The organism is Butyricicoccus faecihominis (genome assembly GCF_014648015.1).
In the GTDB taxonomy this organism is placed as follows: domain Bacteria; phylum Bacillota; class Clostridia; order Oscillospirales; family Butyricicoccaceae; genus Agathobaculum; species Agathobaculum butyriciproducens.
Window position 1 is genome coordinate 1 of record NZ_BMQH01000020.1, and the last position, 26,103, is coordinate 26,103.

Below are 26,103 nucleotides of genomic sequence, written 5' to 3' on the forward strand. Positions count from 1 at the left end.
TATGGCCCGTTGGTCAAGCGGCTAAGACGGCGGCCTCTCACGCCGCAAACGGGAGTTCGATTCTCCCACGGGTCACCAAATTTCTTCAAGAAAGATGTTGACAGTAGGCTGATGGTATGTTATAATAACAAAGCTGCACAGGAATGTGCAACGAAATAGTAGGTGTTAATGGTGACGAGGGTACACCTGTTCCCATTCCGAACACAGTAGTTAAGCTCGTTTACGGTGACAATACTTGGCTGGCGACGGCCCGGGAAGATAACTCAACGCCTACATCTAAAGCAGCAACGAAAGTTGCTGCTTTTTTGTTTTAATTATTTTTCTTGTGAGCTTGAAGTGAAGTTGGGTGTGCGTGGCAGCGTCTGTACCGGTATGCTTTTCGTAGTAATCAGCACGGGAGGCTTCGCCATGCAGTACATTCATTTGCCCTCTGGCCTAAGGCAATACCGCACAATTAAAGCAGCGGCGATTTGGCCGCGTCAAGTAAAGTTCGCAAAAGCCGCAAATTACAATATCAAGTTGAGCATTTCATCTGTTAGAATCAGTCTGGTGGCGGAAGACGATTCGCCCATAGCTCCACAGCCAGAATGTCATCATCGCTCTAATCTGAAATCCGCTTTCCCTTTGGTATAAAGCGTCGGATCAGGCCATTGTGGTTTTCTATTGCCCCTTTCTCACAGGATGTATACGGATGGGTAAAGTACACTTTCGTATTCGTTCCTGTTTCCAACTCTGCCAGCCGGGCAAACTCAGGATCGTTATCCGTTGTGATGGTACGGAATACCTTGCTGAAGTAATCCCCCAGTTCAGATTGCATCTTCTGAAAAGCAGCAGATTGATCACCTCAAGGCCCATAAATCCCCGAACCTGCTTGCCGCCGACATGGACATTGTTGGTGGCCTCCACGTTGTAAAGACGTTCGTTCTGAGCTAGCTCCGAGCTGAGCCGGTTTGCCGACATGGGCTTCTGTACGTTATCGTCGCATCATCTCGTATAGGCTTCATAGATTGCCTTGGAGCTGGCCTCGCTGTCGGCCTTGAAACGAATATAGCCCTCAGATTGCAGAAACTCGATCACATTGTTGCTACTGCGCTTGACCGTCTCCATATTCTCTCTGGCCTTGCCCGAAATGCTGAACTGATAGTTGTTCCCAATCAACCGGTGCAGACCCTCCAGACACCAGAGAAAATGCCCTCCTTTTCCTGCAATAGCTTATCCACCAGAAATGGATCATCCGCTCGGCCTGCGGGCCGGCCTTTGGTAGTCAGCATGATTTGGCGTCGGAAGAAGCCATCGGATTTGTCGTGCAGGGCGTTCAGCGCACCGTTTCCGAAGCAGAGGAAGCGCACATACAGCTGGCTCTAGTAGCTCTGGACGCCCTTGCGCGCCATGTCCATCTTGCACTCGGAGGTCACGATAGATTTGATATAGTTGGTCTTGGGCAATGCGCTCATGTCCATATCGTCATCCACCATCAGGAGCTTGTTTTCCAAATCCGCACGGCTGAACCGATTGCTCTCCACCTTCTGGATGCTGGTGGTATTCATGCTGTCCCCCAGCGGGGAGCGCATGACAAGACCGATGCGGCTTTTGCCCGCGCCGCCCTTGCCGATGAGCATGAGCATCTTCTGCCACTTGGTGGTGGGCAGCAGACAGTAGCCGAGAAACTCCTGCAAGGCGGGAATGTCCTCTGCTTGGAGCAACTCAGATAAGAATTTCAGCCAACGCTTCGACGCAGGTACGCTGGGATCGTAGGAGACGGTCAGGCGGTTGTTGCAGTAGCTATTGTCGGCACTGAAGCTGCCGTCCGTGAAAAACGTCCCGTTGGCAACATGGATGCGGTCCGTCTCAATGGGCAGCGGCGGCGAATAGGCTTGCAGCTTGATGCTGGCAAGTAAATTCGCAACCGTCTTGGAGAGATTGGCGGTCAGCACGCCGGAGATTGTCAAACTGGCAGATTGGGACACGGTGAAGTCAAACGTTTTTGCAAAAGCCGCGATACAATATGTGAGGTATCTTTTAAGGAAGGCATCCGCGAAGCAAGTTATCGTCTTGTATGTTAAATAGGTCACGACTTGCAGGGCGGTTGCTTTTTGCGTGAACTCCAGATAAAGCCTATTCTTTGGTTCCTAATGCGCAGTTTTGGCGCTCCGGTGTTAAAATATAAAAGCGCTCAAATAATGCAGTTGGAAACACACGCAAGGACCTGTTAAAATTTTTATAAAATATCTTTTGTATCTTTCATCCCTTTAGGTGCTCTCGTTCGTTATACTGACAGAAAAGGCGGTGAGGCGGTGGAATATAGCGATCATGAACTGGTGCGCGGGATCAAAGGCGGAGATAAGAGCGCACTGGAGCTTTTGGTTCGCCGCTGGTATCCGCGAATTTACGGATATGTTTTCAAATTGACCGGGCATGAGCAGGACGCTTATGACTTGACGCAGGATGTTTTTATCGCAATGATGCAGAGCATCGGCAGTTATACGCCGTGGCGGAAATTTGACAGCTGGCTGTTTACGATCGCGCATAACAAATGTATGGACTACTTTCGCTTTCGACAGAAAATCGTTCAGGTGGAAGACACCGTGTTCGACCGACCCGATCCGGCTGCCTCGTTTGAAGATATGGCAGCGGTCTCCATGTCCGTAAAAGCCGCGCTGGAGAAGCTGCCTGCCGCACAGCGGGAGGCAGTGATCTTACATTATTTCCATCAATTTACCGCAAAGGAGATCGCACAAATGACGAACACACCGCTGCCGACGGTCAAATCACGGCTTCGTGCCGCCAGAAATACACTCTCAGATAAACTGCGGGAGGACTTCGAATGAACGATCGAATGGAACAGGAAATCCGCCGCACCATTTTGCGGCTGCAAGCGTCCATGCCGGAGCCAAGGGACCGGCAGACGCCGGTCTTCACGCTGCTGCGGATCGCCGCAGGTGAAATAAACGGGGGCCTGCTGCTTGGGCTTTTCGCGGGTGCATTGATTTTCGGTCTGCTCAGCGTCAGGGCTTTGTCTATGCCGATGCTGACGATCTTCTGCACCGCGCCCATGCCGATGCTCCTGCTGTTCCACCGGTATGTGCTCGCCAGTAACCAGAACATGCGTGAATTGGAGGCTACATTTCCGTATTCCTATCCGGAGATGCTGGCTGCGCGGTCTGTCGTGATCTCATGCTGCATGTTCGGCGCTCTGGTGCTCCTTTCCGTGATGCTGCACGTTTCTGCGAGTGAGGCGTTTTTGCGGCTGGCGCTCTGCGGCGCGGTACCGAGCATTTATCTCTGCGCGCTGCTCCTGTTTTTGTCTGCTTCGCTCCGCAATTCGGAAGGGCTGTCCCTGCTTGCACTCGTCTTTTGGGCGGCGCTCTGCTTCCTCGTGACGGTACTGCCGTTTGACCGGCTTTTGCAGCTCTGCTCCACCGCTGCCTACGCTGTGCTGGCGGCTATCGGACTGATTTTATACGGCATTCTTGTATACAATGTTCAACGAAGGAGAGAGCATTATGACATGGCTCATATCGGATGAAGCCAGAAAGCATCGGGCGTTCCGCGAGGTCTGGGTCGCGTATCTCCTTGGCGGGTTGTACCTGCTGCTGGGGCTATACACGGAAATTTCGGAACAGAATTACAGCGTGCTCTATGATGCACGGCAAAAGTGGAATTTTGTTCAGCAGAATATCTATTCCTATGGCGCGACGCTGACGGCGTTTCTGCTTGCGGTCGGATTGCCACGGCTGGTCTGCTGCGAAAAGGAATACCGGACGGACGATCTTGTCGGGACGGCAGCGCTTGGCCGACGGTACACATGGAGGGCGAAAACGGCGTTTACGGTCCTCTATTGCGCGGTCGTTGTTTTCATCATCGGCGCAGCCAGTCTGCTGGTAAACGGCGGCGCGTTCGGGTTCGAAGGCGCCCTCTCCTCTGTTGCTGGATGCGTGTATTTTGCGGATACGGCGCTGCCGCCGATGTCCAATCTTGCGTACTGTGCGATCCAGTATGGCTTTCTGTTCCTGGGCGCGTTATATTTCGCCGGGTTTATCCTGATCGTCGCTGCGCTGACACGGCGGACAGCGCTCAGTCTGTTCCTCTGCGGCGGAAGCTATCTGCTGTTTTTCGCGTATTCCGCTGTCGGGCCTCAGCTGCCGGAGCTCCTTCGTGTGCCGATCGACACGCTCTATCGGTTCGGCTTCGGTGGGTATCTGCTGCAGGAGAGCTATTCGTGGGTCTTTCCATATTTGTGGTCGGACGTATGGAAACCGGTCCTGCTGGGGATTGGCATGATCCTTCTGGAGTTTTTCCTCTTTTGGAGGATATGGAGGAGGAAAGCAAAGGCATGAAGGCTGATCTGATCCGCTGTTTCCGGAATCCGCTCTACTGGCTCGTTCTGGGCGCCGGGTTATCCGTCCGGGCTGTCCTCGCCTATTTCGATTCCCGATTCCGCAGCGATGCGTTCTGGTCCTTATCCGCAGAATTCTGGAATAAGATAGGCTCCGTAACACTCGGTTTTCTGGTTCTGCTCGTTCTGATCCGTCTGTTTTCCGCGGATCGTGAAACAGGAGTCTTTCCTGTCATCAACAGCACCGCCTATGGTCGAAGCACGCTGTTCCGGAACCGGTTGATTGCCGGGAGCATTGCCGCTTCGGCTGGTGCTGTGCTGTTAGCAGCCGGAAATCATGCGCTGTCAATTCTCATTTCCGGCAGGCTTCCCCAACCGGATGGTTGGAATCACGCATGGTTCCGCAGCACGGCGATCGTTCTCATCGGAACAATTGGATTTTTCCTCTTTGCAGCATTTGTATGTGACAGTCTGAAGAATCAGCCAGCGGCCATGTGCATCTGCGGAGCTCCGTTTGCGTTCAGCTATTTTATCAATGCCGATGTGCTGAAAAAGTTTGAATTCTTCTGGTTTGTCCGGTATGGATTTTTTGCAGAATGGATGCGTGGACGGAGAATCGGTGTGACCCCGGGAGTCTGGGGTGTCTGGTACGCGCTGTTATTGGGTGGATTATTATTGGCCGCCATCCATCAAAGAAAGGAGCGCAAGGAATTATGAAGCTTTCCTTCGAACATATAAGCAAGCTCTACGGCAATACGGCCGCGCTGCAACAGATCGACCTGACCCTCGGGTCAGGCGTCTATGGCTTGCTCGGTCCAAACGGAGCCGGGAAGACGACGCTGATGCGGATCATGACGGATCTGCTCGCCCCATCGACCGGACGTGTATTGCTAAATGGGCAAGACATTGCGGTCATGGGTGCCGCGTTCCGGAAAAAGCTCGGCTATCTGCCGCAGGATTTCGGCGTTTATCCGAATTTCACAGCGGAGCAGTTTCTGCTCTATATCGCCAGATTAAAGGGCTTGTCAAAGTTTGAGGCCAAGCGGCAGACGGATGATCTTCTGCATATGGTCGGTCTGGAGGACAAAAAGCAGAAAAAGCTGAAAGGTTTCTCCGGCGGACAGCGGCAGCGTGTGGGAATCGCACAGGCACTGCTTGGAGACCCCGAAATTCTGGTGCTGGACGAGCCGACAGCTGGGCTTGACCCGGAAGAACGGATCCGGTTCCGCGGTATCATCAGTGATCTTTCCCAGCAAAAGCTCGTTTTGCTGTCGACGCATATTGTATCGGACCTCGAAGCAGTCGCAAACGAAATCATTCTGCTTCGGAAAGGTGTTGTCCTCGGAATGCAAAAGCCTGCTTCGCTGCTGGAGCAGCTGAACGAGCAAGTCTGGCTCGTTACAGTTCCTGCTGCGGACGAAGCGGCACTCACAAAGCAATATACCTGCAGCAATGTCATGCACACAGACGGAAAAAGTGTGATCCGTCTGCTCAGCAAAAGCGCCCCTCGACCCGACGCAGTACCAACAGCACCCAATATGGAGGATATGTATCTATATTATTTCGGTAGATGATCGTCCGGATGATTCTGACTGGATCTCGGGTGCAGTAAAGTGCAGACTGTTTAGAAGGCAGCTTGCAAGTTTTTAGACCTGCAAGCTGCTTTTCTCCGTAAACTCAGAGCCGATTTTGCTGCCGAAAAATCTCTGGGAACAAAATTTGAGCGGTTGTTCGCAGCACCTCTCAGCAACTCATTTCGCGCATTTTCTGGTACGAAATCATTCAGTACAGAAAAATTACTGGCTCGTATTCGCGCCGTTCTCCACAACCACCGACAGAGAGGAAAAATAAGAATACAGCCAGTGGAAACTGTCAGCTTCAGAATTTGTTGATTGGCTATGAAAAAAGGCGGATCTATGTCGGAAAAAACGAAATCGACCTGACATTGGCGGAGTGAACCGCTCCCTGTCAATTAGACAGACGAAAAAACAAAAAGTTTTCTCCAGGACCTCATCTCAGAGGTCCTGGTTTTCATTTATGCAGCATCCAGCAAGCTGCGGTAATTCATTGGTGCGCCGTTACTTCCGGCTTAGACCGCTGATATGCCGGACGTTTTCTGCAGATGACAGCAAGCAGGCCGACAATATGTACCAAACGATAGAACCGATTCAGGTTCAGAATATCACAAGTCTCGGTTATTGCATACCCATCTTCGTGCATTTTCCGAACACAAATGTAGAGATATTCTTGTCTTACTCCGCTCAGCGCCACCTCATTTCGAGTTCCTCGAGTTTTTTAGCACTGCATTCTCCGTTTTCAATCTTCTGTTTCGGGCTTCCAGTATCCGGTTCTCGGCGCGCAGCTTCTCCGCTTCTGTCATCTCAGATTCGGCCTTACGCTTACCAGGCTTGTCTACCAGACCTTCTATGCCCTTCTCATTGTACTTTCTCACCCAGGAATAGATTTGCTGGTAGCTGACGCCGAATCGCGCAACAGCAGCAGCGTAGTCATTTTCATTCTCGATGCAGTAGCTGATAATTTCAATCCGTTCTTCGTATGTCGTAGTCCGTACTTTTTACAGATTGCTGCCTGGCTTCCTTCTCCGTTGAGTGGATGATCTCTTCCGGTATCCGTTTTGACATAATAATGCTCCCCTTAGTGTAGTCTCGAATTTTTGTTATTTCGAGTGTCTACTCTATGGGGAGCATATCAGCCTGTATTCTTATTCTTTATTCTTTTTTAAGCCTTGGTGTTCGAACCACACCAGACCATAAATTTGGCAGGGCACATCTTAAAAATGTCGCCTCTCGCGGGGCAAAACTGGAATTCTGATAAATCGAGTTTTGCAGCCTTTTCGTTCTAAAAGCAGCGCATTATATGTGAAAACGCCACACTTTCGTGCGGCGTTTTCGGCGTTGCATCTTTCATCAACACATTTTGGTGCGCCCGGTGCGATTCGAACGCATGGCCTTTGGAGTCGGAGCGGTGCTGTATGAGGTATTCATCCTGCATTTCCCGCTAAAACAGCGCAAATATTAGACATTTTTCACTATTTTTATACGTTTTCTATGCCTGTTGCAACCACCTGTATTCACCGGCAGTAGCCTGACAGTAGCCGCAATAGCTTCGGCTATTTTTCGACCGGTGGCAGGAAACCCTCGACCTGCTGGCGGTATTCGGTCTGCTCCTCGCGGAAGAACCGCTCCAGCAGGCTGTAATCCTGCTTTGTCTGCGCGGTATTCAACGCATGATAGTATTCTGCTTTGCGGCTATCATTTACCACAAAGGGGATAATATCGTTTTTCAGGCATTCCTTAAACAGGATCAGCCGCCCGGTTCGTCCGTTTCCATCCTGGAACGGGTGGATAGCCTCATAATCTGCATGAAACTTTGCCAATCCGTGCAGATCATGTTTGTCTGCTGCATTGTATTCGTCCAGAAGTGTCGTCATGCGTGCGTGGACATCCTCCGGCAGCGTAGTTGTAATATCCGATACGATATTCCGGCGGTTCTTGTATTCTCCGATCAGATAACCGTTTGCAATGTTCTCAAACACGCCGCTTTTCAGCTTGTAATGATACCGTTTCATCAGTTCATGCGAAAGCGGCTCTTGATAGGTTTTCAGCATTTCATTGAACATCAGAAAGTGGCCGGTCATTGATGTCTTTTGCGCGAATCAGCGCATCTTCCGACGTCAGGGTGCCGGTATCGAACAGAGATGCCGTCTGCTTTTCCGTTAATGTGCTGCCTTCAATTCTGTTGGAATGATAGGCGAGTGTTCTCTGTGCGAACGCGTATACGCCGCCGTGGTCATTTTTCTTCTGTTCGATCTGAAAACGCCGAATAAGCTGCGCGGTAAAACTTTCTGCCATAGTTATCTCTCCTGCTGTGCCAGATATCTGCTTTTATTATACCCAATCTGTTGCTGCTGTGCAAGGTGCTTAGCGATGCATCACCTTATACAGCAGGTCGAGGCAGGCATCGGTTTCGCTGTCAAAGACGGTAACATCACACTTTTCGCCGTTCACGGCGAAGAATACCTCCCAGCCCTGCGCTGTCCATTCCATGGAATAGCAGTTCGTACCGAAATATCCGGCGCTGAAGTTATACAGGTCTTCGGGTACTTTCAGATAGACCAGAATGGAATGCAGCTTACGGATAGTTAAATTCGGCAGGGTTTTATCAATATCGCAATAATGTGTCATGCGATAGAGCAGATTATAGCAGGCATCGGTTTCATTGGAGAATACCTTAACAGCACACTTGCTGCCGCGTTCAGTCGCATATACTTCCCAGCCTTGCGAGGTATGCTCTATTGTTTCACAGGCACCCAGTCGCATATTATTACCCAAGTCATAGGCACTGGCAGGGACTTTCAAATAGTGGAAGATCGCACGGAGCTGGTTTTGGTTCATTGCAGTCATTTAATAACCTCCTCTAGATAACCGTTTTCGATTAGTTCTTTAATATTAGTTGGCAGGCGGTACTGTATGCCGCCGCCTCGTTCGCCAAACGCCGGAGCGATTCTTCCTGCTTCTACATTTTCAATGGGTTTGATCACTCGATAAACATGATAGACATTCTGATTTTTATAATAGGGCAATGACCGCATTTTATATGGTGTACCTTTGGGTGCGGTAAAATCACCACCTGGTCCGCCATAGCGGTCGATTAAAGCACCGACATCAAGTGTTTCTATATGCTTTGTTCCTGCCACAAATCCATTATCCGGTGCGTATTTAGGATAGTCAACATGACCGCTTTCATCAAGGTATTTGGTATCACGGACAATCAGAGCATCTTCTGGCAGGTTGATTTCCACAGCGTTTTGAGCCGCTGTATTTTCAAACGCCGCCACATCATCAATCATCGCCGGAGCATATTTCTGGGCTAATTCATACGCGCTTACAGTGATTGAGGCAACACCGAGTGAATTCAGCCAGTGTTCAAGCGACAGCGGTTCATCCGGCGAAAATGCGCCCTTTACCATATCAGCGGTGCCCAGAGTCAGCCAGTTTACGATATTATAAAGTGAGGGATCTTTTGTCATCGCATCTGTGCGCGTTTTTAATCCCTCATAAAGACCGCTGACTGTACCCATAGTGAGCCAGTCAAGAAAGCCGCCGAGTGTTCCACGACCAATACGTTCCTGCTGGGCGGCAACAAAACCGTTCAGCAGTGCTTTGGCATCAGAGGGAATGCGCAGCAGTGCATCATACCAATTCGCATGATTGTCGGCGCTGGGTGATGCAGCAACAGTGGGCTGTTCCAATGCCGATGAAGATTCGTAAACCGGAATTACGGCACAGCGGCAGTGCGGGTGCAGTGGCGGAAGCAAGTCCTGCTGAATCAATTCATTCAGCGTAAAAGTTTTGTTGCTGAATGAAAGACAGGTATTACAAAGTCCCTGCTGATGTTCGACAATATACTGAAATTTGTGATAGCCGGCTTTGTCAAACTGATGCAGGAGATAATACCAGCTGGCTTGTATATAGGCACCGTCAATATCATCGGCTAATCGCTTGGAGGCTTTATCCCATACAAGAAGCAGTTCTTTTGCCATTTGGTCGGCAGTGCTGTTCTGACGTATGCAAATTGTGGATTGATTCATCAGCGCCTGCGTGGTCTGCTCATTGAATGAAGTCAGATCAGAATTTAGCTTGTACCGCAGACCGGTGGGAATATCTTCTGTGCCCATGATGAACAGCTTTGTGTATGCATTTATCGTATCATAAAGCTGTGCTTCGAACAAGGCTGAACGAGTACAAAGCTTCTGCCGTACCGTTTTTCCTTTTCGCCTTGCGGTGCGGGCAGAGATTCACGTTCTTTCCGTGTCAGGAGCGCATGAAATGCTGTAGAGGGGGAAGTGTCCTCGTCGATGTGCATATGTCGGAGAAAAAACCACGCTGTCTGTTCCCGAATTCGTCTGCTGGTGCTCTCTGCTTTCCGAAACGCGACTGTTTTAATTGCCTGCATGAAGTCCTCCGTTCAAGTCCCTTCTATTCTGGTGATTGATAGAATAGGACGAGATCCGGAACTTTGCAAGGTCATCTTTTGACCACCACCGTTTGACATACAAAGAAAACTGTAATACAATCGCACTACAAGGAGATGATTTTATGGCTATGGATGCAACACTTCAGATCCGCATTGACAGTGCAGTAAAGGAGCAGGTAGAAGCGCTTTACCGCAGTATGGGCACCTCGTTCGCTGAGGCTGTACGGATGTTTGCGCAGCAGAGCCTGCAGGAAGGCGGTATGCCATTTCGTCCGTCGCTTCGTGCATGGGATGATATGAGCGAAACGGAAATCAGTGAAAAGCTGTCGCGCAGCAGTGAGGATATTGCTGCCGGACGCATCTCTGCGCAGTGCGATATGGACGCTAAAGTAAAGGAGCTGCTTCAGAGTCGTGCCGCAAGGATATAAGATATCTTACACCTCAACAGCCGAGCGGGACATTACGGAAAAGCTGATGTATATTATGCAGCAGTATCGGGATACCGTAGTATGTTACGCGAAATGACGTGATTTTGTATTCGGTTGATGAAATCCACAGCTATGTGTACATTCGCAGTGTTTGCACACGCGGTCGAAATTTGGATTTGCATCTGTCGGAGCAGAGCGAAAGCATAGAGTAAAACGAAAAGAGCGGCAAGGCAGCTCCCGATAAGAAAACATCGTGAGGAAAGAGAGAACGGTATAGCTTCGGCTGTACCGTTTCCTCTTTTTTTCATTGATGCCGTGACTTTTGACATTTCCAAGACCCCGATACCCTTGTAGTAAATATCGATCTCCTGCGTCCGATTCTTGCCCTTCAGGTCGCTGGCCGCATGGACGATGATTTTCTCCACGAACTCATGGAGGATGCAGGGCGTGAGCTCCGGGATATCCGTGTACCTCTCCACAACGGAGAGAAAACGATCACCATCCGCCGATTTGCTTTCCTCCAGCTCCACTTCTTTCCGAAGGGAACTCGTCAGCCCCTTGAGGTCCCGTTCTTCCTTCTCATAGTCCGCAGAGAGCTTCTGAAAGCGTTCATCGGAGAGCTTGTCCGAAATGTTGTCCTCATAGAGCCGCTTGAAGATAGCATCCAACTCTGTGATCCGCTTTGCAATATTCCGGTCGCGCTGCCGCAGGTCACTGTCCATGACCAGCCTCACAAACTCGTCCTTGCTGCGGGAGTCGAAGGAAACGATCTCCCGCGGGAGTCGCTGATGGCTGAGGCGCAGATGTGCCGGAGGGTGTTCTGCCGGGAATAGCGAAAAGAGAACAGCGCAGCTTTGGGGCGAGATGCCCGTCCGCTGCGCTGTCCGATGTTCGCTTACGGGGTCATGCCATGTTTAGCCGTATGTCAGCCGGTCACTTCTTGCAGCGCCAGAGGAAGGTCACGATCTGCGCTCTGGTGCAATCCACATTGGGGCTGAATGTCGTGCTGGTGGTTCCCTTGGTGATGTTCTCCTTGACCGCCCACAGTACCGCATCAGCATAGTAGGCGTCAGACTTCACATCGGCAAAGGGATTGGCTGTACCCGCTGCCGGGGACTTCTCGGAACGCCACAGGAACGCGACGATCTGGGCGCGGGTGCAGGTCATGTTGGGGCTGAACGTGGTGTCGCTGGTGCCCTTGGTGATGCCGTTTTCTACCGCCCACAGCACAGCATCGTAGTAGTAGCTGCCCACAGGAACGTCGGTGAAGGGCATGGTGCGGGTTTCGGGTTTGGGGCTTCCAGCGGCACGCCACAGGAAGGTCACGGCCTGCGCACGGGTGCAGATGCCGTCCGGGGAGAAATGGGTATCATCGGTTCCCTTGGTAATGCCGTTCTCCACTGCCCAATCCACAGCATCCTCATAATAGCTGCCGGTGGCTACATCCACAAACACGCCGGTCTGGGGGTTGCCGTTGGCTTTCGTAAAGATGACCTCGATGGCATGGTTTCTGCGGACATTCTCAAAGGTGTAGGACTTCACCGCGCCGATGCTCTTGCCGTCAATCTTGACGTTGGAGACGGCGTAGCCCTTATCCGGGGTGATGGTGAAGGTCCGATCCCGGCCCTCGCGGACGCTGACATTGCCGGAGGGAGAAATGGAGCCGCCAGCCCCGGCAGTTGCCTTGATGGTGTAGTAGCTGTAAGAATGGCCGCTGCCATTATAACGCCAGTGTGCCGTATAGATTCGGTTGCCAGTGCTGCCCGTTGGGATGGTGACGGTCATATTGTTCTCGCCGTCAAGCCCCGTGCCGCTCCAGCCGGTGAAGGTATAGCCGGATTTGGTAGGATTCTTGAGGGTGAAAGCCTTCGTCTCGATGGTGTAGGTGTTGGGATTGCTCTCCACAGTGCCGCCGGCCAGATTATAGGTAATCGTGTACTGGTTGACTGTCCACTGCGCCGTCAGCGTGGTTACGACCTCCGGAACGCTTTCACCGGGGGCGTACAGGTTTCCGTCGCTGCCAAGCCACTTAAAGTAGCTGCCGGTATTTCCGTCCGGGCGGGTCAGGCCGTCGGACGCAGGCGCGGTAAACTTGCTGACGTTTTTCACAATGATTTGAATAGTATCCGTGCTGCCGTCCAATTTGCCGCCGCCGAGAGCAAGGGTAACGGCTTTCAGTCCGTCAGGGCCCAGCGTGCCGGGGTTCGGGACTTCAAGGACGGGGCGGAAACCGAGGTCGACGTTCTGATACGAGGACGAGTAGTAATACCAGTGGCGGGCCGAGTAGTACCCACGAACCGCACGGAAACCACTCCCAAAGTTCGTAGTATCCTGCCCCCACGAATACACCTTATTCCGGTTTTTGATATATCCGTCGTCCTTATCCAGTACCCTGTCCCATTCGTTGCTTTGGGGCGTGCCGCGTTGGGACTCACCCGAGTCTGTATAACGACTTCCCACAGACGGCGCACGCAGCGTATAGTCCACGCCGCTGGCGGCATAGTCCTTGCCGAAAATCAGATTTGCGGTATTCAGGTCATCCCAGTTTATTTTATGTGTTACATTGTAGTCCGCAATAAACAGGCTGTGGGGATATTTGTTCTGCTGTGCATATTCCTCGGTCGTTGCCGTCTCCGATGTGAGCTTGTAGGCGTCCACCGTCCCTGCGTAGGTAAAGGGCACATAGTGCAGGGTATTATCCGGCAGAGCATCGTTCACCGTGCCGGGAATACCCATCGCCGAAAGGTCAAAATAATATCTGCCGCCGGGAGCAAGGGTAAACTGCTCGTCGATCTCGTCCGTCAGCTTCACTTCCCGAAGTGCGCCGGCATAGTCGGTCTTATGATTGCCGTTAAACTGCTCGTTGAACACGCAGAGCGTCTTGCCGGTCATGTCTATGCCGGTCAGGTCAATCGCTGCCCTGCCGCGTGTACCGTTTGTCGTGCCGTCCAGCTGCACAACGCGTGTATAGCGGGAAATGCTCCCGTCCGCATCCTTAATAACGGCAGATATATATTCATTATCGCCCACTTTTGCGTTCTTGTATTCGACCTCCAGCACACTACCGTTGACCAGCACCGTCTTTGCCGTAAAATCGTCGCGGTCGCTGTCATGCAAGGTCAGCTTCCATTCATCTCCGGCGTATTCGGCGATCGGGGTCGTTAAATCTGCAACTTTTCCGTGCTCGGCAGCAGATATAAAGAGAACAGAATTTAGATTTAAGTTAAAAGCGGGACGAACACCATACTTCTCGGAAATATGGTGCATGCCATTGTCGAAGACTTCACCGCTACCATCCACAATGGCAGCACTAAAAGATGGTTCGCCTGGGGAGCGCAGCCACCAATAGTACATCGCCCAATTTGTATTTTTTTTATCCACAGTTCGCAGATCCTGATTTACCGCAAGCGCTTCCGCTATGGAAAGCGGCCAGAATACAGCGTTATCCACCTGATCTCCCGCTACACAGTCGGTATTCTCTCCGTCGTAGCTTCCGCTTGTTAGCGTCCGTTTCTTTACGGCAGCATTTTCTTCTGTCGTCAGCTTTGCTGCAAGCGTGTCTATTGCGGTTTTCAACTCACTCGGTGCATATTCGTCGCTATAAGCAACGCTGTTAAACGCAGTTACTCCCATAGTGTCTGCCGCAAGCAGGGTCATATCCCCCTGTGCGCCGGCAACACCGTTCCCGTCATAGCCGATTACACGCCATGCACCGGGATTATCTCCATGGTCTTGCCCGAAATACACGGTCGGTGCGGCCTCTGTGTTTACATTTTTACTTAGTGCGTTTGTGCCAAGCTGTATCGCCTTTCCTTTATCCGCCGCAAACGCCACGGTGGGGAGCATACACGCCGCCATGCAAAGGCAGAGCAAGATACTGAGTATTCGTTTTTTCATTGGCTTTCCTCCTCCTGTTCGTGTCGAGTGGGCTTGTCCGCCCCGTCTTTTTTCTGATTTTCTCTGTTTCTGAGCCGGAAGCACAGCACGGTGATGACCACCGCCGCTGCAAAGCAGACAACGCCTACCAGCACATAGCCGCCCACGTCCTCCCGCAGCAGCATCGCGCCGAACGCGCCCCATGCGGCGGTCTGTCCCAGCCCGACGACCGTGCCCGCCGTCTGCATCAGCGCCGCGCACAGCAGCATACACACTGCGGAGAGGCTGATTGCCTCGCGCCGCTGCCTCCGGCGGGTGTTTTCCTGCACCCGCTGCTTGACGAGTGCGACCCGCCTTGCGGTATCGTACATTCCGTTTGGACCTCCTCTCTGGATTTTTTGAAATGCGGCTTAAAAACCCCTTCACTTATATAGGTACAAAAAATCGAAAAAACTCTCACCCAAAACGCAAAATTTTTCAAAAAAATTTGAGAGCCGCCAAAAGGCAGCTCTCAGAGAGTAAATATTCGGTTATTTCCTCCGCGATAAGCGGAAAACAGACCATCTTCCTGCCGCCACCAGCAGCACCGGCAGGGCGTAGGCGATGTACTGCGCCGCGCCGCCGTAGGCGATCAGCAGATTGTATATGGCATGGAGGGTGATGGCCGCGCCCAGCAGCCCGCAGGTGCCTGCGATCTTCAGCCACGTCCGCCGCCATGTGTAGGCAAGCCCGCCGCCCACGATCAAACCGCAGAGGACGTGCATGGCTCCCGTGCCGAAGCCCCGGAAGAAGATGAAGGAGAAGCGGTCTGCGCCGTTTTGGATGAGATAGCACACGTTTTCAAAGGTGGCAAAGGCGAGAGTGACTGTTATTGCGGCGGCCTTGATTTTATCTCCCTCCGGCTCAAACACCAGAAGATAGAACACCAGCGGCAACAGCTTCATCGTTTCCTCCACCACCGGCGCGATCTCCGCCGTGGCGGCAAGGGCGTCCGCCTGACACACCGCCGCGAGGAAGGTATTGATGTAAGCCGAAAGCAGGCACACCCCCATCCCGGCAATGCAAAACAGGAAAAAGCGGAGCTGCCGCCTGCCCATGCACAGGGCAGCCACCAGTAGGGGAGATACCATGCAGAGGAAGATGTTTTCGATGTAGGTCACGCTTCCACCGCCTTTCTCGTGGCGGGCAGCAGCCCCAGAATGGCAAGCGTCAGCAGCATATCGCACCAGAAGGTGGGGCTTGCCGGTGAGGTATCCGGCCAGAAGCAGCCCGCCGTCCACAGCAGATATTCCGAACCGGCAAAGCACAGCACGCCGATGTGGAAGTATCGCATATTTCGCGCCGCACCCGTCTGCCCATTGGCGTAGACCAGTCCACGAATGGCGCAGTAAGAGAGAACGATCATCATGCCGCACCAGATCAGGTTGGAGAGAATATCCCCGAAAGTACAGTAGAACGCCAGCAGCGGCACGCCGAACGCAGGCGCAAGCCACGCCCTGCGGCAGCGGAAACTGCGCTCATTTGTTCCGGTCAGCGTGGCCTGCAATATCCGCAGGAAAATTACGCTCGCCACCCAGCCGAACTCCGACACATAGAAAACGCGTGGTGTGGTATCGAACAGCAGCAGATATAGCGTCCAGTAGAGCGCACCGAGGGCAAAGCAGCCGTAGAAGCACAGCAGCAGAAAGTAGGCCTGCCTGCCGCTTTTCCGGTAGGCGATACCCGAAAGCAGCGCGCCGACAAACGTGGTCAGCAGTTGCAGCAGGTTCTCAATCAGCTCCATGCGCATCCTCGCTTTTCCTGTCCTGCCCGTCCTCCCGGTTCATCTGCCGCAGCCGGAAGCACAAAACGGTCACGCACACGCCGAGTAAAAACGCCAAAAGTCCGATGATAATGTATCCCAAGGCCGCGCTGCCGCCGTACATACTTGCCGCCGTTTCAAAGCCCGCATAATCGCCTGTCTGGATTTTCGCGGCAATGCCGGGCATGGCGAAGGACGCGCCGATGAGCAGCGCAAGGCACGCCGCTACGGCGGAAGCCATGGTAATCGTATTGCGCCGCAGCCGTTTCTCCCGTTCCATTTTGGCGATGCGCCGCTTCGTCTCCGCGACGCGCTCCTCATGACTCCGCATTTGTGATTCCCTCCCGTTCCAGCAGCCTTCGCAGGCTTTCTTTTCCGCGATATACCATGTTGGTGATCTGCTTCACCGTTTTTCCCGTGACCTCCGCCGCCTGCGCGTAGCTCATGCCTTCAAAATAGGTGAGGTACAAAACCTCCCGGTAGTCTGGGTTCATTTCATCCATGCAGAAGTGCAGGATGCGGTTTCGCTCCTCTGTCCGTATGACCTCCTCCGCCAGCAGCCGCCCCTCCGGCTCGCCGGTCAGCGCATCGAGGCTGAACAAGGTCTTTCGTTTGCTCTTGTGGCGCAGCGCCATGTGCCGCGCCGCCTTATAGAGATACGCCTTGAAGCCGCCGTCCCGTATTTTCGGCTTTTTCGTGAACAGATAGGCGAAAACATCCAGCATCAGCTCCTCCGCCTCGTGAACGTCGTGCAGATAGCCGTCGATATACAGGGTCAGCGGGTCGCCGTATTTTTTCATCAGGGCATTGAGCCCTTCGTCGTCGCCGCTCAGATATTGGCGGTATAAGCTCTCGTCGCAGGTCATAGCGTTCACTTCCTTTTTGCGGATGCTTCAAATGCAACCGGGTGTTCGTCAGGTGCTTGTTCTGCCGGAATCGCGGCGCTGCTTCTGAAAGCGCGGGTCGGACGGCTTTTCCGCGTTTTCCGGGATCGCCCATGAACGCCCGAACCGGGACGCGTCGGGGATGCGTCCAGCTGCGCAGTATTGGTTGACCCGCCGCTCCGACACGCCCCAACGGTAAGACGCCTCCCGAATGGAGATATAGCCCTTGATCCCGTTCATACCGCACCTCCGCATGGATAATACTCAACATATTACATTGTATACGAATATCCGAAGAAACACAAGGCGTCCGGCGAAGTGGGCAGCAAGCACAGCAAGCGAGTACCCGCTTGCGAATTTTGAGATTTTCAGATCCCTTGCCCGAACAGTCAAAAATGCTTGCTAGGGCGCGGGTCTCCGGTGGAGACCTCAAAGCGTGAAACGCTTTGAAGCGCTGACCGAGCCGACAGGCGAGACCATCCCAAACACTTATGAAGAACGGAGGGCGGCGCTGACCGCCAAGCGTCAGAAGGCGCGGCGGGAGGAGCAGGACTACGCCGCCGTGCGCCGGAACGTAGAGGAGTTCCTGTCCCCGCCCCGGCAGGCGCCGGCACGGCAGAAGGATATGGAGCTGTAATGACCCCTGGGACAAACCTTTTGCCGCGATCTGCGTTTTCCCCTGGGCCTTTGCCGAAACGTCAGATATAATGAAGATACAAGCGATTTTGAAGGAGGCGAACCCCATGACAAGAGGCGAGGCAGTGCCGCTCCTTTTTACTGTTCAGGCTACCACGTAGTAGCCTCAATTTTACTCCGTGAAAGCAACCCTTGAAAAAGTAAAGAAAAACCGCCCGTTCCAACGGAACAGACGGTTATCAGTGGTACGCCCGGTGCGATTCGAACGCATGACCTTTGGAGTCGGAGTCCAACGCTCTATCCAGCTGAGCTACGGGCGCGAGTACATGATATAGTATACCAGTCTTTCGTGCGTTTGTAAAGCGGTTATTGCGGGGTGTTTCGGTCGAATTGTGCCGAAACACCCCGATTTCCGTCTTACGCCTGCGCGTCGTCCGGCTTTTTCTTCTTTTTGCGCTTGCGATAGCGGTCCTCCTCGGAGAAAACACAGCCGCAGTAATTCTGCATGTACAGGCCAAGCTCACGCGCCTTATCCTGTCCCTCGCGGAAGCGCGGCGAAAAGTCGCGGTGCAGATACTCGACACCGTATTTTTCGGCCATTTGTTCGCAGATCTGACGCATCAGCTCGTGATTCTGGTACGGGCTGACAAACAGGGTAGAGGTAAACTGGTCGTAGCCATGCTCGGCGGCGTAGCGCGCGGTTTCCTCAAAGCGGAGCGCATAGCAGGTCGCACAGCGGTTGTCCCAGTTGGGATAAACAGCTTCGATGAACTTGCGCAGGCCGTACTCGTTCTCAATCTCCAGCTTGAGATCAATGCTTTTTGCATACTCAACGAGCGTATTCTTGCGCATTTTGTACTCTTTCATCGGATGAATGTTGGGATTGTACCAAAAACCTACCGGCTCGATGCCCTCCTGCCGCAGCGTGTCGATGCACGCAATGGAGCAGGGCGCACAGCAGATATGAAGAAGTGTTCCGGACAAAAAATCAAACCTTTCTGAAAAGTATTCGTGTTATTTCACGCCTTTTTGATCGGGTGGCGAAGGACGGTTTTGCGTTTCTCCGGCGCGGTTTTGCGCGGGTCGGAGAGATAAATCTCGTGGTGCAGCCGTTCGGCGGTGAGATCGTTTGCATAGCCGTTCTGTGCGAGATACTCGTCCATCACCGCAACAGATGCAGGCTCGTCATCATAGGAGCCAACGTGCATGATCTGTACGCACAGACCTTCCTCAATCGTCAAAAACTCGGCTGAGGAGCAATCCAGCTGTTTCTTTTTTGCTGCCGTCTGTACGGCCCAGTCAAAATCCGTCTTGGTCACAAAATCCGGCAGACGAATGACGGAAATCCAGTGGAAACCGGATTTATCCGCATAATTTACACCGTCTACATCATCCTGCCGCCAGAAACCTTCCAGCGGCGGAACAACATATTCAAAGAAGCCTGCGATTTTATAATCGGTCTTATAACTCATTTTCAGCGTGTAGGCCACGGCATACAGCACGCTGATGGCCTGTTGATATGCACCGCCGTCCTCGTTCGGGTCGCCGGTGCCGCGCACGGCAATGTAGTTCATTGGCGGCACTGCGGTAATCTGCGGCTTGCTTTTCGGCTGATAGAGTTCCTTGTACTCTTTTTTGAAGTCAAACGGCATAGCGTTCTCCTTTATTTCTTCCAGTGCTTGAGGGTCGGTACAATGGCTTCCATATGGGCGCGAACCTGCTCTGCAGGCCAGCTTTCGGTTGCCATATGCGTTACGCAAAAGTCAATCAGCTGCTCTTTCGTGGTGTATTTGAAGGTTCCGTCGGCATAGCACCACATGCAGTAGTCCTCATTAAAGGAGCCGTCCGGCTCTTTACTGGTGATGGAATCTTCAAGCGGCATGCCGCAGCATTGGCAGATCAGCTGCTGCGGAGAGCCAAGAAGCGTATTGATCGACACGTTAAAGAACGCGGAAAGCAGCTTGAGCGTTTCGACATTCGGCGTGGTTTCGCCGGTTTCCCAGCGGGATACCGCCTGTCGGGTGACAAAAACTTTTGCAGCCAGTTCGTCCTGTGAGAGACCTTTTTCGGTTCTGAGATGATATAAAATATCCTTTGTATTCATAATCGAACACCTCCGTGAGGTAAGTGTATCATAGGATCTTTTTACGGACAAGCAACATGCGGTTGCGGTATCGGATAGCGCCTGTCAGCAACCTGCCGGTTTAATTATTATACCGCGTTTCCGGCCTACTTGCAAACCCTGTCGAAAACCGTTATACTGAGATTAGATTGACCCGGAATTTTGATCAAAGGAGGCATATTCCCATGAAGGATATTGCATACTATAACGGAAAAATCGGCCGCATTGACGAGGTGCAGGCGCCTATCACCGATCGCGGTTTTTACTTCGGCGACGGCGTTTACGATGCGGCGATGGTCAACAACAAGAAAATCTTCGAGCTTGAGGATCATCTGGACCGCTTTTACAACAGTCTGAAGCTGCTCCGCATTGAGCCGCCGATGCAGCGTGACGAGCTGACAAAAACGCTGAACGAGCTGGTGTCTCAGTTGGATTCGGATGCGCCGCATATGCTGTACTGGCAGTCCACGCGTGCAGTGGCACACCGCATGCACGCGTTCCCCAAGGGCGGCAAGGCCAGCCTGATGGCATTTTCCGAGCCGTGCGGACTGGACCGCCAGGATCATCCGTACAAGCTGATTTCGGTCGAGGACACGCGTTTTCTGCATTGCAACATCAAAACGCTCAACCTTATTCCGAACTGCATGGCGATGCAGCAGGCTGTTGAGGCGGGCTGCGACGAGGTCGTTTTCCACCGCGGCGACCGCGTGACTGAGGGCGCACATTCCGGTCTGGCGATTCTCAAGGATGGCGTGTTCTGTACGCCTCCGGCGGATAATCTCATTCTGCCGAGTATTACGCGCAAGCATTTCCTTACACTGTGCGACAAGCTTGGTGTGCCGACCCGCATCGCGCCGTTCACTGTGGATGAGCTGAAAAACGCGGATGAGGTGATGATCCTGTCCACCGGCACGCACTGCGTCGGCGCATGCGAGCTGGATGGCAAGCCGCTCGGCGGCAAGGATCCTGCATTGCTCGATAAGCTGCAGAAGGCGTATCAGCAGTGGTTTGACGAGGAAACCGCAAAATAATGGAGAATTGAAAAGGAATAATTGAGAATTGAGGTATCGCGCATTGCGTGTATCCGTCATTTTCCATTCTCAATTTTCAATTTGGAAAGGACAAAAGAATGCCCAACATTGTTATCATTGGCGGCGGACCGGCGGGACTGAGTGCTGCGATTTATGCGGTACGCGCCGGCATGCAGGCAACCGTTCTGTATAAGGACGGTGGTGCGCTGGCCAAAACGGACAAGATCGAGAATTATTTCGGCTTTATTGAGCCGGTTTCCGGCGCAGAGCTGCTCGAGCGCGGACAGAAGCAGGCCGAACGTCTGGGCGCAGTTTTGCGGCAGACCGAGGTAACCGGTATTGAGTATGCGGCACAAGGCTTTACGGTTAAGACTGCGGACGGCGTGTTTGACGCGGATGCGGTCATTCTGGCAACCGGTTCGCCGCGTGCGGTGCCGAAAATCGAGGGCGTAGCTGCATTTGAGGGCCACGGCGTCAGCTACTGCGCCATCTGCGATGCGTTTTTCTATCGCGGCAAGGACGTTGCCGTGCTCGGTCAGGGTGAGTATGCGCTCGAGGAAGCGCGGGTGCTGCTGTCAGTGGCACAGTCCGTTACGCTGCTGACGAACGGCAGCGAGGCTCCGGCGGATTTGCCGGACGGTCTGCGCGTGGAAACGCGCAAGGTCAAGGCGGTCGAAGGCGATGAGCTGGTGTCGCGCGTGGCGTTTGCCGAGGGAGAATCGCTGCGCGTTTCCGGTGTGTTCGTCGCCTACGGCACCGCAGGCAGCGGCGATTTTGCCCGCAAGCTGGGTGCGCAGCTGGACGGCACGCGCATCAAGGCGAACGCCGACGGCTCGACGGCTGTGCCCGGCCTGTTTGCGGCCGGTGACTGCACCGGCGGTCTGCTGCAGGTGGCAAAGGCCGTCGCAGACGGCGCCGAGGCTGCAATGAGTGCGGTAAAGTTCGTGAGAAAGTGAAGAAAGCACCGCATACCGAGGTATGCGGTGCTTTTTTATGCGGTTTTGACCGGGGCATTAACCCTCGTAATCATCCTCATTCTCCCAGTTGTGCCAAACGGCCTGCACATCGTCGTTATCCTCGAGGTTGTCGAGCAGCTTACGCATCTGCGCCATATCCTCTTCCTTCTCAAGGGTGATGTAGTTCTGCGGAACCATCTGCAGCTCGGCCTGTGCGAAGGTGTAGCCTTCCTTCTCAAGTGCCTCACGAACGGTAGAAAAATCATCCGGAGCGGTGTAGATTTCGAAAACGCCTTCTTCAACGAGGAAATCCTCAGCGCCTGCGTCGAGCGCCTGCATCATAACAGCGTCCTCGTCCAGACCTTCGCTCTCCATAATGATAACGCCCTTCTTATCGAACTGCCAGGATACGCAGCCGGAAGCGCCCAGACCTGCGCCGTACTTGTCGAACAGGTGACGAACGTCCGCAACGGTGCGGTTCTTGTTGTCCGTCAGGGTCTCAACAACGACTGCAACGCCGCCTACGCCGTAGCCTTCATAGTTGTTTGCCTCGTAATCGACCTGACCGTTTGCGCCGGAGTACTTATCGAGCGTGCGCTTGATGTTGTCGTTCGGCATGTTGTTGGCCTTTGCCTTTGCAATGCAGTCGCGCAGGCGAGCATTGAAGTCCGGATTAGCGGAGCCGCCTTCCTTGATTGCAATTGCCATTTCACGGCCGATTTTGGTGAAAATCTTTGCTTTTTTTGCATCGTTTGCGCCCTTACGCTTTGCGATGTTATTCCACTTGGAATGTCCCGACATGGTGAGTGTCCTTCTTTCTTTTATATCATCTAAAATATTAACTGTATAACACGCAGAACAATTTTAACAGGTTTTTCGCTATTCTGCAAGTCCTGCGAGTATATTTTTCGCGTTTGCGGTGCAGAATAGCATTGCAAACGAAACGAGGTGAGCCAAATGAGCAAGCAGAACAAGAACCGGAACCAGCAGGGTCAGCAGAATCAGCAGCAGAATCAGCAGCAGAATCAGCAGCAGAATCAGAAAAACGATCAGCAGAACGGCTGATATTTTTTCCTGAGCCGATGGGTGTGCCTGTCGGCTTTACTTATTTTCAGCGGGTTGATGACGGATTGAGAATGAGTTCTGATCTTTGGCTGAGAGACCCGCCGCACCTGCGGCGGCGGGCACAAGGGTGGACACCAAGGTTTCCACCCTTGTGAATCCCGTTTCCTTTATTTCTTAGTCTGGCGCAGATCAGAGAGCGGCGACCGTTTCGAAATAAGGGAACGGCAGAGGATTTTTACTTCCGTATCTTTCTCAACCTGTTCGCAGTGTCAGATTCCTTACTGCTACACATACCGGCTGCTCTGCGCAGGCGCAGCACAAGGTGAATTGCCCGAAGGGCAAGAGAAGGTCCCCAGGGGGATAACAATGTTGCGCAACTCGTTTGCGCGATGTCCGCGGATAGCACCTGCGGATTTAAGGCAATACCGCTTTTAATTCTCAATTTGCTTTATTTTCCAAGGTTTTCATCCCGGTATTTCTGAATCGCTGCCAGAAACTCCTTGCCGTACCGCCTTGCTTTTGCGTCGCCTACGCCGCGGACGGACAGCAGATCGAACTCGCTCGATGGCTGTTTTGCGGCCATATCAGCGAGTGTTGCGTTGGAAAAGATAACGTACGGCGGCACGCCTGCGCGTGCTGCAAGGCGGGTTCGTACATCGCGGAGCGCATCGAACAGCTTTTCATCCACATCTTCCGCAAGAGCCGCATACTGTTTGGCTGCTGCCGGCTTTTTCTCCTTGGGCAGCTTGACGCGGAATTCGCCGCGTCCGCGCATGAGCGCGTTACCGGTGCGGGTGAGCGCGAGCACGTTCATGCGGTCCGGGTCGGCGATGAGGTGTCCGCGCTCGAGCAGCATGTCGATCAGCCGACGGACATACACGGCGGTGCTGTCCGGCATAATATTATAGGTGGAAAGTGTATCCAGATGGAACTGTGTGATTTTTTCGTTCTTACTGCCGGTCAGAATGGCGGAAACGACGGTTTTGCCGAACGCACGGCCGCGTTCATCCAGCCGGTATACGCACGAGAGGATTTTTCGTGCGTCCATGGTTGCATCCACTTCCTCAAAATTGGTGTCGCAGCTGCTGCAGTGTCCGCACGATATCGGCGAATTTTCACCGAAATAGCGCAGAATGTAATGCCGCAGGCACTCGGTCGTGGTGCAGTAGAATGTCATTTGCCGCAGGCGTTCACGGTCGCGCGCGATGAGCTGCTGACGGGTTGCCTCGTCAATGGTTTCGTCCTCGGCTTCGTGGCTGCGCTCAATCAGAAACTCGGCCATACGCACATCTTGTCCGCTATATAATAGAATACAGTCGGCAGGCTGACCGTCTCGACCGGCACGGCCGGCTTCCTGATAGTAGCTTTCCATATTTTTCGGCATATTATAGTGGATAACGAACGATACGTTGGATTTGTCGATACCCATGCCGAATGCGTTGGTAGCGACCATAATGGTCTTGCGGTCGTACAGAAAATCGTCTTGATTCTCGCGGCGCTCGTCAGGATCGAGGCCCGCGTGATAGCGGGTAGCGGGCAGGCCGCGGCTGAGCAGCAGATCGCAGATCTCCTCCACGTTTTTGCGGGTGGAGCAGTAGACGATGCCGCTTTTATCCTTGCGCTCATTCAGCAGCTGCAGCAGCTTCATGCCCTTGGAAGTCGGCTGTTCGACAGCAAAATACAGATTTGGACGGTCAAAACCGGTGGTCTTGATGAACGGTTCGTGCAGACCGAGTGCCTGCACAATGTCGTCACGCACCTCAGCCGTTGCGGTTGCCGTAAACGCGGAAACGAGCGGCCGCTCGGGCAGTTCGGCGAGAAAGTCGAGGATTTTGAGGTAGCTTGGACGAAAATCCTGTCCCCATTGAGAAATACAGTGCGCTTCATCGACTGTGATCATCGAAATCGGTACGCGCTTGGCAAATTCGAGAAACGAGGGAGCGGTCAGGCGTTCCGGCGCAACATACAGCAGCTTGTACTGTCCTCGTCCGGCGAAGTACAGTGCATCGCGGAATTCCTCCGCACTCATCGCACTGTTGATGCACGCGGCAGGAACGCCTGCTTCCACAAGCGCACCGACCTGATCCTTCATCAGCGAAATGAGCGGAGAAATGACCAGCGTCAGACCGGGGAACAGCATGGCGGGCACCTGATAGCAGATGGACTTGCCCGCACCGGTCGGCATAATGCCGAGCGTATCCCGGCCGGAAAGGATGGCGCGAACCAACTCATCCTGTCCCGGGCGGAACGAATCGTAGCCGAAATATTGTTTGAGAATGTCCTGTGCGGTCATGGTCTGCTCCTTACATATAATAGTAGATATAATTGCCGGCGGCTTTCCAGTATTTTGCGCAGAAAGTCGAAATACGACCAGCCTTGTGCAGCGGCAGAAATCATGATCAGGCAGTTCTGCGTTGGCGGTAAATTGTCGTCGTACCGCGCCGCATCGTCAGGCCGCTGCCTGACAACGTACACGCCGGTGAACTGTTCGATCGGGTGTTCGGCTTTATTATAGTATCGTGCAATTATCTTATCACGTTTTCAGAAAAATCTCAATAGTTTGAAAAAAGTGCTTGACATTCGCTGTCGGATTTGGTATTCTATTAAAGCTGTCTCTCAGAGACAGGCGCAAAACCGAAAAGTTTGATTTAGAACCGATTGAGGTTCTGAAAAAAAGAATTTGAAAAAAGTTCTTGACAAATGCTTCTGGTTTTGATATACTAAATAAGCTGTTGATGAGCGGTTAAGAACAACGAAAAGTTGTGAAAACTCTTTGAAAACAGCAGATTGTACCTTGTAAATTAAACAACGATGTGCTTAAACTTTTGTTCGATATGAACAAGGTTGTAGTGCGAACCTGAAATTTTGAGAGTTTTTTACTCTTGGTAAATCGCTGGAAGTCACAACTCCAGTTGAAATAAAGTGACACGTCAGACTCTAAAGTCGGTTAAAACGAAAGAAATTTCGTTCT

Annotated in this window: 30 protein-coding genes, 2 tRNA genes, 1 rRNA gene and 1 pseudogene; 12 read left to right on the forward strand and 22 right to left on the reverse strand. The window is 52.8% G+C overall.

The features are described 5' to 3' along the window. Window positions 1-3: 3 nt before the first annotated feature. From IEY11_RS13890 to IEY11_RS13900, 3 genes are all read left to right on the forward strand, one after another. Window positions 4-78, forward strand: a tRNA-Glu gene (locus IEY11_RS13890). An 80-nt stretch (window positions 79-158) separates the two neighbouring features. Beyond that, window positions 159-275 (forward strand): 5S ribosomal RNA (gene rrf / locus IEY11_RS13895). 133 nt (window positions 276-408) lie between these two features. Beyond that, entirely contained in the window at window positions 409-633 is a 225-nt protein-coding gene (locus tag IEY11_RS13900) for a hypothetical protein (RefSeq protein ID WP_188886863.1), read from the forward strand. Here IEY11_RS13900 and IEY11_RS13905 read toward each other — a convergent pair. From IEY11_RS13905 to IEY11_RS15290, 3 genes and pseudogenes are all read right to left on the reverse strand, one after another. Continuing rightward, window positions 605-829: pseudogene (locus IEY11_RS13905) on the reverse strand (IS30 family transposase); the annotation flags it as partial. The gene IEY11_RS13900 and the pseudogene IEY11_RS13905 overlap by 29 nt on opposite strands. Window positions 830-984: 155 nt before the next feature. Then, window positions 985-1,158 carry a hypothetical protein gene (locus IEY11_RS15285; protein ID WP_243022737.1) on the reverse strand — a complete coding sequence of 58 codons (174 nt, stop codon included), beginning with the start codon at window positions 1,156-1,158 and terminating at the stop codon, window positions 985-987. A 203-nt stretch (window positions 1,159-1,361) separates the two neighbouring features. Then, the gene (locus tag IEY11_RS15290) at window positions 1,362-1,949 is read right to left on the reverse strand and encodes a DUF5906 domain-containing protein (RefSeq protein ID WP_243022735.1); all 588 of its coding nucleotides are present in this window, start codon (window positions 1,947-1,949) and stop codon (window positions 1,362-1,364) included. Between the two features lie 345 nt (window positions 1,950-2,294). Here IEY11_RS15290 and IEY11_RS13915 point away from each other — a divergent pair, with 345 nt between their 5' ends. Genes IEY11_RS13915 through IEY11_RS13935 form a run of 5 tightly spaced genes read left to right on the forward strand, consistent with a single transcriptional unit; the run spans window position 2,295 to window position 5,910 of the window. Next, on the forward strand, window positions 2,295-2,828 hold the full coding sequence (locus tag IEY11_RS13915; protein WP_158578365.1) for an RNA polymerase sigma factor: 534 nt from the start codon (window positions 2,295-2,297) through the stop codon (window positions 2,826-2,828). Continuing rightward, the gene (locus tag IEY11_RS13920) at window positions 2,825-3,526 is read left to right on the forward strand and encodes a hypothetical protein (RefSeq protein ID WP_118730088.1); all 702 of its coding nucleotides are present in this window, start codon (window positions 2,825-2,827) and stop codon (window positions 3,524-3,526) included. The genes IEY11_RS13915 and IEY11_RS13920 overlap by 4 nt, the downstream gene beginning before the upstream one ends. Next, window positions 3,504-4,337 (forward strand): hypothetical protein, encoded by an 834-nt coding sequence (locus IEY11_RS13925; RefSeq protein ID WP_188886852.1) that lies wholly within the window; start codon window positions 3,504-3,506, stop codon window positions 4,335-4,337. Before IEY11_RS13920 ends, IEY11_RS13925 begins: the two co-directional genes overlap by 23 nt. Beyond that, window positions 4,334-5,053, forward strand: coding sequence for a hypothetical protein (locus IEY11_RS13930; protein WP_118730086.1), 720 nt, complete (start codon window positions 4,334-4,336; stop codon window positions 5,051-5,053). The genes IEY11_RS13925 and IEY11_RS13930 overlap by 4 nt, the downstream gene beginning before the upstream one ends. After that, on the forward strand, window positions 5,050-5,910 hold the full coding sequence (locus IEY11_RS13935) for an ABC transporter ATP-binding protein (RefSeq protein WP_118730085.1): 861 nt from the start codon (window positions 5,050-5,052) through the stop codon (window positions 5,908-5,910). Before IEY11_RS13930 ends, IEY11_RS13935 begins: the two co-directional genes overlap by 4 nt. 698 nt (window positions 5,911-6,608) lie before the next feature. On the opposite strand, the gene IEY11_RS15295 is transcribed toward IEY11_RS13935, so the two are convergent. From IEY11_RS15295 to IEY11_RS14980, 5 genes are all read right to left on the reverse strand, one after another. Beyond that, a complete protein-coding gene (locus IEY11_RS15295) occupies window positions 6,609-6,881 on the reverse strand; it encodes a helix-turn-helix domain-containing protein (RefSeq protein WP_118730084.1) in 273 nt (90 codons plus the stop codon). A gap of 585 nt (window positions 6,882-7,466) precedes the next feature. Beyond that, a complete protein-coding gene (locus tag IEY11_RS13945; RefSeq protein ID WP_243184022.1) occupies window positions 7,467-7,994 on the reverse strand; it encodes a Fic family protein in 528 nt (175 codons plus the stop codon). Further along, window positions 7,966-8,208 (reverse strand): hypothetical protein, encoded by a 243-nt coding sequence (locus IEY11_RS14975; RefSeq protein WP_243184023.1) that lies wholly within the window; start codon window positions 8,206-8,208, stop codon window positions 7,966-7,968. Before IEY11_RS14975 ends, IEY11_RS13945 begins: the two co-directional genes overlap by 29 nt. Window positions 8,209-8,277: 69 nt before the next feature. Further along, window positions 8,278-8,760: a hypothetical protein gene (locus tag IEY11_RS13950; protein ID WP_118730071.1), complete on the reverse strand. Its 483-nt coding sequence runs from the start codon at window positions 8,758-8,760 to the stop codon at window positions 8,278-8,280. Then, window positions 8,757-10,034, reverse strand: a complete 1,278-nt coding sequence (locus IEY11_RS14980; protein WP_243107225.1) for a glycohydrolase toxin TNT-related protein — start codon at window positions 10,032-10,034, stop codon at window positions 8,757-8,759. Before IEY11_RS14980 ends, IEY11_RS13950 begins: the two co-directional genes overlap by 4 nt. A 421-nt stretch (window positions 10,035-10,455) precedes the next feature. Here IEY11_RS14980 and IEY11_RS13960 point away from each other — a divergent pair, with 421 nt between their 5' ends. Then, entirely contained in the window at window positions 10,456-10,761 is a 306-nt protein-coding gene (locus IEY11_RS13960) for a type II toxin-antitoxin system RelB/DinJ family antitoxin (RefSeq protein WP_118730091.1), read from the forward strand. Between the two features lie 53 nt (window positions 10,762-10,814). Here IEY11_RS13960 and IEY11_RS14675 read toward each other — a convergent pair whose 3' ends face one another. From IEY11_RS14675 to IEY11_RS13995, 8 genes are all read right to left on the reverse strand, one after another. Next, window positions 10,815-11,483 (reverse strand): DUF4368 domain-containing protein, encoded by a 669-nt coding sequence (locus IEY11_RS14675; RefSeq protein WP_199677308.1) that lies wholly within the window; start codon window positions 11,481-11,483, stop codon window positions 10,815-10,817. A gap of 211 nt (window positions 11,484-11,694) precedes the next feature. After that, window positions 11,695-14,658, reverse strand: coding sequence for an S-layer homology domain-containing protein (locus IEY11_RS13970; protein ID WP_188886853.1), 2,964 nt, complete (start codon window positions 14,656-14,658; stop codon window positions 11,695-11,697). Then, complete coding sequence (locus tag IEY11_RS13975; RefSeq protein ID WP_188886854.1) at window positions 14,655-15,008, reverse strand: glycosyltransferase; 354 nt, start codon at window positions 15,006-15,008, stop codon at window positions 14,655-14,657. The genes IEY11_RS13970 and IEY11_RS13975 overlap by 4 nt, the downstream gene beginning before the upstream one ends. Before the next feature lie 159 nt (window positions 15,009-15,167). Beyond that, window positions 15,168-15,797, reverse strand: a complete 630-nt coding sequence (locus IEY11_RS13980; protein WP_243184024.1) for a PrsW family glutamic-type intramembrane protease — start codon at window positions 15,795-15,797, stop codon at window positions 15,168-15,170. Beyond that, window positions 15,794-16,420, reverse strand: coding sequence for a histidine kinase (locus tag IEY11_RS14985; RefSeq protein WP_243184026.1), 627 nt, complete (start codon window positions 16,418-16,420; stop codon window positions 15,794-15,796). Before IEY11_RS14985 ends, IEY11_RS13980 begins: the two co-directional genes overlap by 4 nt. Next, window positions 16,407-16,769 carry a DUF4179 domain-containing protein gene (locus IEY11_RS13985; protein ID WP_188886855.1) on the reverse strand — a complete coding sequence of 121 codons (363 nt, stop codon included), beginning with the start codon at window positions 16,767-16,769 and terminating at the stop codon, window positions 16,407-16,409. The genes IEY11_RS14985 and IEY11_RS13985 overlap by 14 nt, the downstream gene beginning before the upstream one ends. After that, window positions 16,756-17,304, reverse strand: coding sequence for an RNA polymerase sigma factor (locus IEY11_RS13990; RefSeq protein WP_243184027.1), 549 nt, complete (start codon window positions 17,302-17,304; stop codon window positions 16,756-16,758). Before IEY11_RS13990 ends, IEY11_RS13985 begins: the two co-directional genes overlap by 14 nt. A 48-nt stretch (window positions 17,305-17,352) precedes the next feature. Next, the gene (locus IEY11_RS13995; RefSeq protein ID WP_188886856.1) at window positions 17,353-17,562 is read right to left on the reverse strand and encodes a DNA-binding protein; all 210 of its coding nucleotides are present in this window, start codon (window positions 17,560-17,562) and stop codon (window positions 17,353-17,355) included. 196 nt (window positions 17,563-17,758) lie between these two features. On the opposite strand from IEY11_RS13995, the gene IEY11_RS14000 reads away from it, so the two are divergent. Next, window positions 17,759-17,959, forward strand: coding sequence for a hypothetical protein (locus tag IEY11_RS14000; RefSeq protein WP_188886857.1), 201 nt, complete (start codon window positions 17,759-17,761; stop codon window positions 17,957-17,959). Between the two features lie 242 nt (window positions 17,960-18,201). Here the strand turns inward: IEY11_RS14000 and IEY11_RS14005 are convergent. From IEY11_RS14005 to IEY11_RS14020, 4 genes are all read right to left on the reverse strand, one after another. Beyond that, window positions 18,202-18,278, reverse strand: a tRNA-Arg gene (locus IEY11_RS14005). Between the two features lie 97 nt (window positions 18,279-18,375). Further along, a complete protein-coding gene (locus IEY11_RS14010) occupies window positions 18,376-18,942 on the reverse strand; it encodes an epoxyqueuosine reductase QueH (RefSeq protein ID WP_188886858.1) in 567 nt (188 codons plus the stop codon). 35 nt (window positions 18,943-18,977) lie between these two features. Then, window positions 18,978-19,610 carry a GyrI-like domain-containing protein gene (locus IEY11_RS14015; RefSeq protein WP_118761948.1) on the reverse strand — a complete coding sequence of 211 codons (633 nt, stop codon included), beginning with the start codon at window positions 19,608-19,610 and terminating at the stop codon, window positions 18,978-18,980. Window positions 19,611-19,621: 11 nt separating this feature from the next. After that, the gene (locus IEY11_RS14020; protein ID WP_188886859.1) at window positions 19,622-20,062 is read right to left on the reverse strand and encodes a zinc ribbon domain-containing protein; all 441 of its coding nucleotides are present in this window, start codon (window positions 20,060-20,062) and stop codon (window positions 19,622-19,624) included. Window positions 20,063-20,265: 203 nt separating this feature from the next. On the opposite strand from IEY11_RS14020, the gene IEY11_RS14025 reads away from it, so the two are divergent. Both IEY11_RS14025 and IEY11_RS14030 read left to right on the forward strand, forming a co-directional pair. Further along, window positions 20,266-21,111, forward strand: a complete 846-nt coding sequence (locus IEY11_RS14025) for an aminotransferase class IV (RefSeq protein WP_117491972.1) — start codon at window positions 20,266-20,268, stop codon at window positions 21,109-21,111. A gap of 98 nt (window positions 21,112-21,209) precedes the next feature. Next, entirely contained in the window at window positions 21,210-22,067 is an 858-nt protein-coding gene (locus IEY11_RS14030; protein ID WP_188886860.1) for an NAD(P)/FAD-dependent oxidoreductase, read from the forward strand. A gap of 57 nt (window positions 22,068-22,124) precedes the next feature. On the opposite strand, the gene IEY11_RS14035 is transcribed toward IEY11_RS14030, so the two are convergent. After that, entirely contained in the window at window positions 22,125-22,868 is a 744-nt protein-coding gene (locus IEY11_RS14035) for a YebC/PmpR family DNA-binding transcriptional regulator (protein WP_110435528.1), read from the reverse strand. Window positions 22,869-23,580: 712 nt separating this feature from the next. Continuing rightward, window positions 23,581-25,425 (reverse strand): DNA helicase RecQ, encoded by a 1,845-nt coding sequence (gene recQ, locus IEY11_RS14040; protein WP_188886861.1) that lies wholly within the window; start codon window positions 25,423-25,425, stop codon window positions 23,581-23,583. Window positions 25,426-26,103 lie beyond the last annotated feature (678 nt).

What these genes read in the sequence shown, in the direction of transcription:
- IEY11_RS14030 (WP_188886860.1), top strand. Translation starts at nt 21,210, where the DNA reads ATGCCCAACATTGTTATCATTGGCGGCGGACCGGCGGGACTGAGTGCT.
- IEY11_RS13975 (WP_188886854.1), bottom strand. Translation starts at nt 15,008, where the DNA reads ATGTACGATACCGCAAGGCGGGTCGCACTCGTCAAGCAGCGGGTGCAG.
- IEY11_RS13950 (WP_118730071.1), bottom strand. Translation starts at nt 8,760, where the DNA reads ATGACTGCAATGAACCAAAACCAGCTCCGTGCGATCTTCCACTATTTG.
- IEY11_RS13990 (WP_243184027.1), bottom strand. Translation starts at nt 17,304, where the DNA reads ATGACCTGCGACGAGAGCTTATACCGCCAATATCTGAGCGGCGACGAC.
- IEY11_RS14035 (WP_110435528.1), bottom strand. Translation starts at nt 22,868, where the DNA reads ATGTCGGGACATTCCAAGTGGAATAACATCGCAAAGCGTAAGGGCGCA.
- IEY11_RS13960 (WP_118730091.1), top strand. Translation starts at nt 10,456, where the DNA reads ATGGCTATGGATGCAACACTTCAGATCCGCATTGACAGTGCAGTAAAG.
- IEY11_RS14675 (WP_199677308.1), bottom strand. Translation starts at nt 11,483, where the DNA reads ATGGACAGTGACCTGCGGCAGCGCGACCGGAATATTGCAAAGCGGATC.
- IEY11_RS14025 (WP_117491972.1), top strand. Translation starts at nt 20,266, where the DNA reads ATGAAGGATATTGCATACTATAACGGAAAAATCGGCCGCATTGACGAG.
- IEY11_RS14980 (WP_243107225.1), bottom strand. Translation starts at nt 10,034, where the DNA reads ATGGGCACAGAAGATATTCCCACCGGTCTGCGGTACAAGCTAAATTCT.
- IEY11_RS13945 (WP_243184022.1), bottom strand. Translation starts at nt 7,994, where the DNA reads ATGACCGGCCACTTTCTGATGTTCAATGAAATGCTGAAAACCTATCAA.
- IEY11_RS13925 (WP_188886852.1), top strand. Translation starts at nt 3,504, where the DNA reads ATGACATGGCTCATATCGGATGAAGCCAGAAAGCATCGGGCGTTCCGC.
- IEY11_RS14020 (WP_188886859.1), bottom strand. Translation starts at nt 20,062, where the DNA reads ATGAATACAAAGGATATTTTATATCATCTCAGAACCGAAAAAGGTCTC.
- IEY11_RS13920 (WP_118730088.1), top strand. Translation starts at nt 2,825, where the DNA reads ATGAACGATCGAATGGAACAGGAAATCCGCCGCACCATTTTGCGGCTG.
- IEY11_RS13985 (WP_188886855.1), bottom strand. Translation starts at nt 16,769, where the DNA reads ATGCGGAGTCATGAGGAGCGCGTCGCGGAGACGAAGCGGCGCATCGCC.
- IEY11_RS13995 (WP_188886856.1), bottom strand. Translation starts at nt 17,562, where the DNA reads ATGAACGGGATCAAGGGCTATATCTCCATTCGGGAGGCGTCTTACCGT.
- IEY11_RS14015 (WP_118761948.1), bottom strand. Translation starts at nt 19,610, where the DNA reads ATGCCGTTTGACTTCAAAAAAGAGTACAAGGAACTCTATCAGCCGAAA.
- IEY11_RS13930 (WP_118730086.1), top strand. Translation starts at nt 4,334, where the DNA reads ATGAAGGCTGATCTGATCCGCTGTTTCCGGAATCCGCTCTACTGGCTC.
- IEY11_RS13935 (WP_118730085.1), top strand. Translation starts at nt 5,050, where the DNA reads ATGAAGCTTTCCTTCGAACATATAAGCAAGCTCTACGGCAATACGGCC.
- recQ (WP_188886861.1), bottom strand. Translation starts at nt 25,425, where the DNA reads ATGACCGCACAGGACATTCTCAAACAATATTTCGGCTACGATTCGTTC.
- IEY11_RS13970 (WP_188886853.1), bottom strand. Translation starts at nt 14,658, where the DNA reads ATGAAAAAACGAATACTCAGTATCTTGCTCTGCCTTTGCATGGCGGCG.
- IEY11_RS14985 (WP_243184026.1), bottom strand. Translation starts at nt 16,420, where the DNA reads ATGGAGCTGATTGAGAACCTGCTGCAACTGCTGACCACGTTTGTCGGC.
- IEY11_RS13900 (WP_188886863.1), top strand. Translation starts at nt 409, where the DNA reads ATGCAGTACATTCATTTGCCCTCTGGCCTAAGGCAATACCGCACAATT.
- IEY11_RS14975 (WP_243184023.1), bottom strand. Translation starts at nt 8,208, where the DNA reads ATGGCAGAAAGTTTTACCGCGCAGCTTATTCGGCGTTTTCAGATCGAA.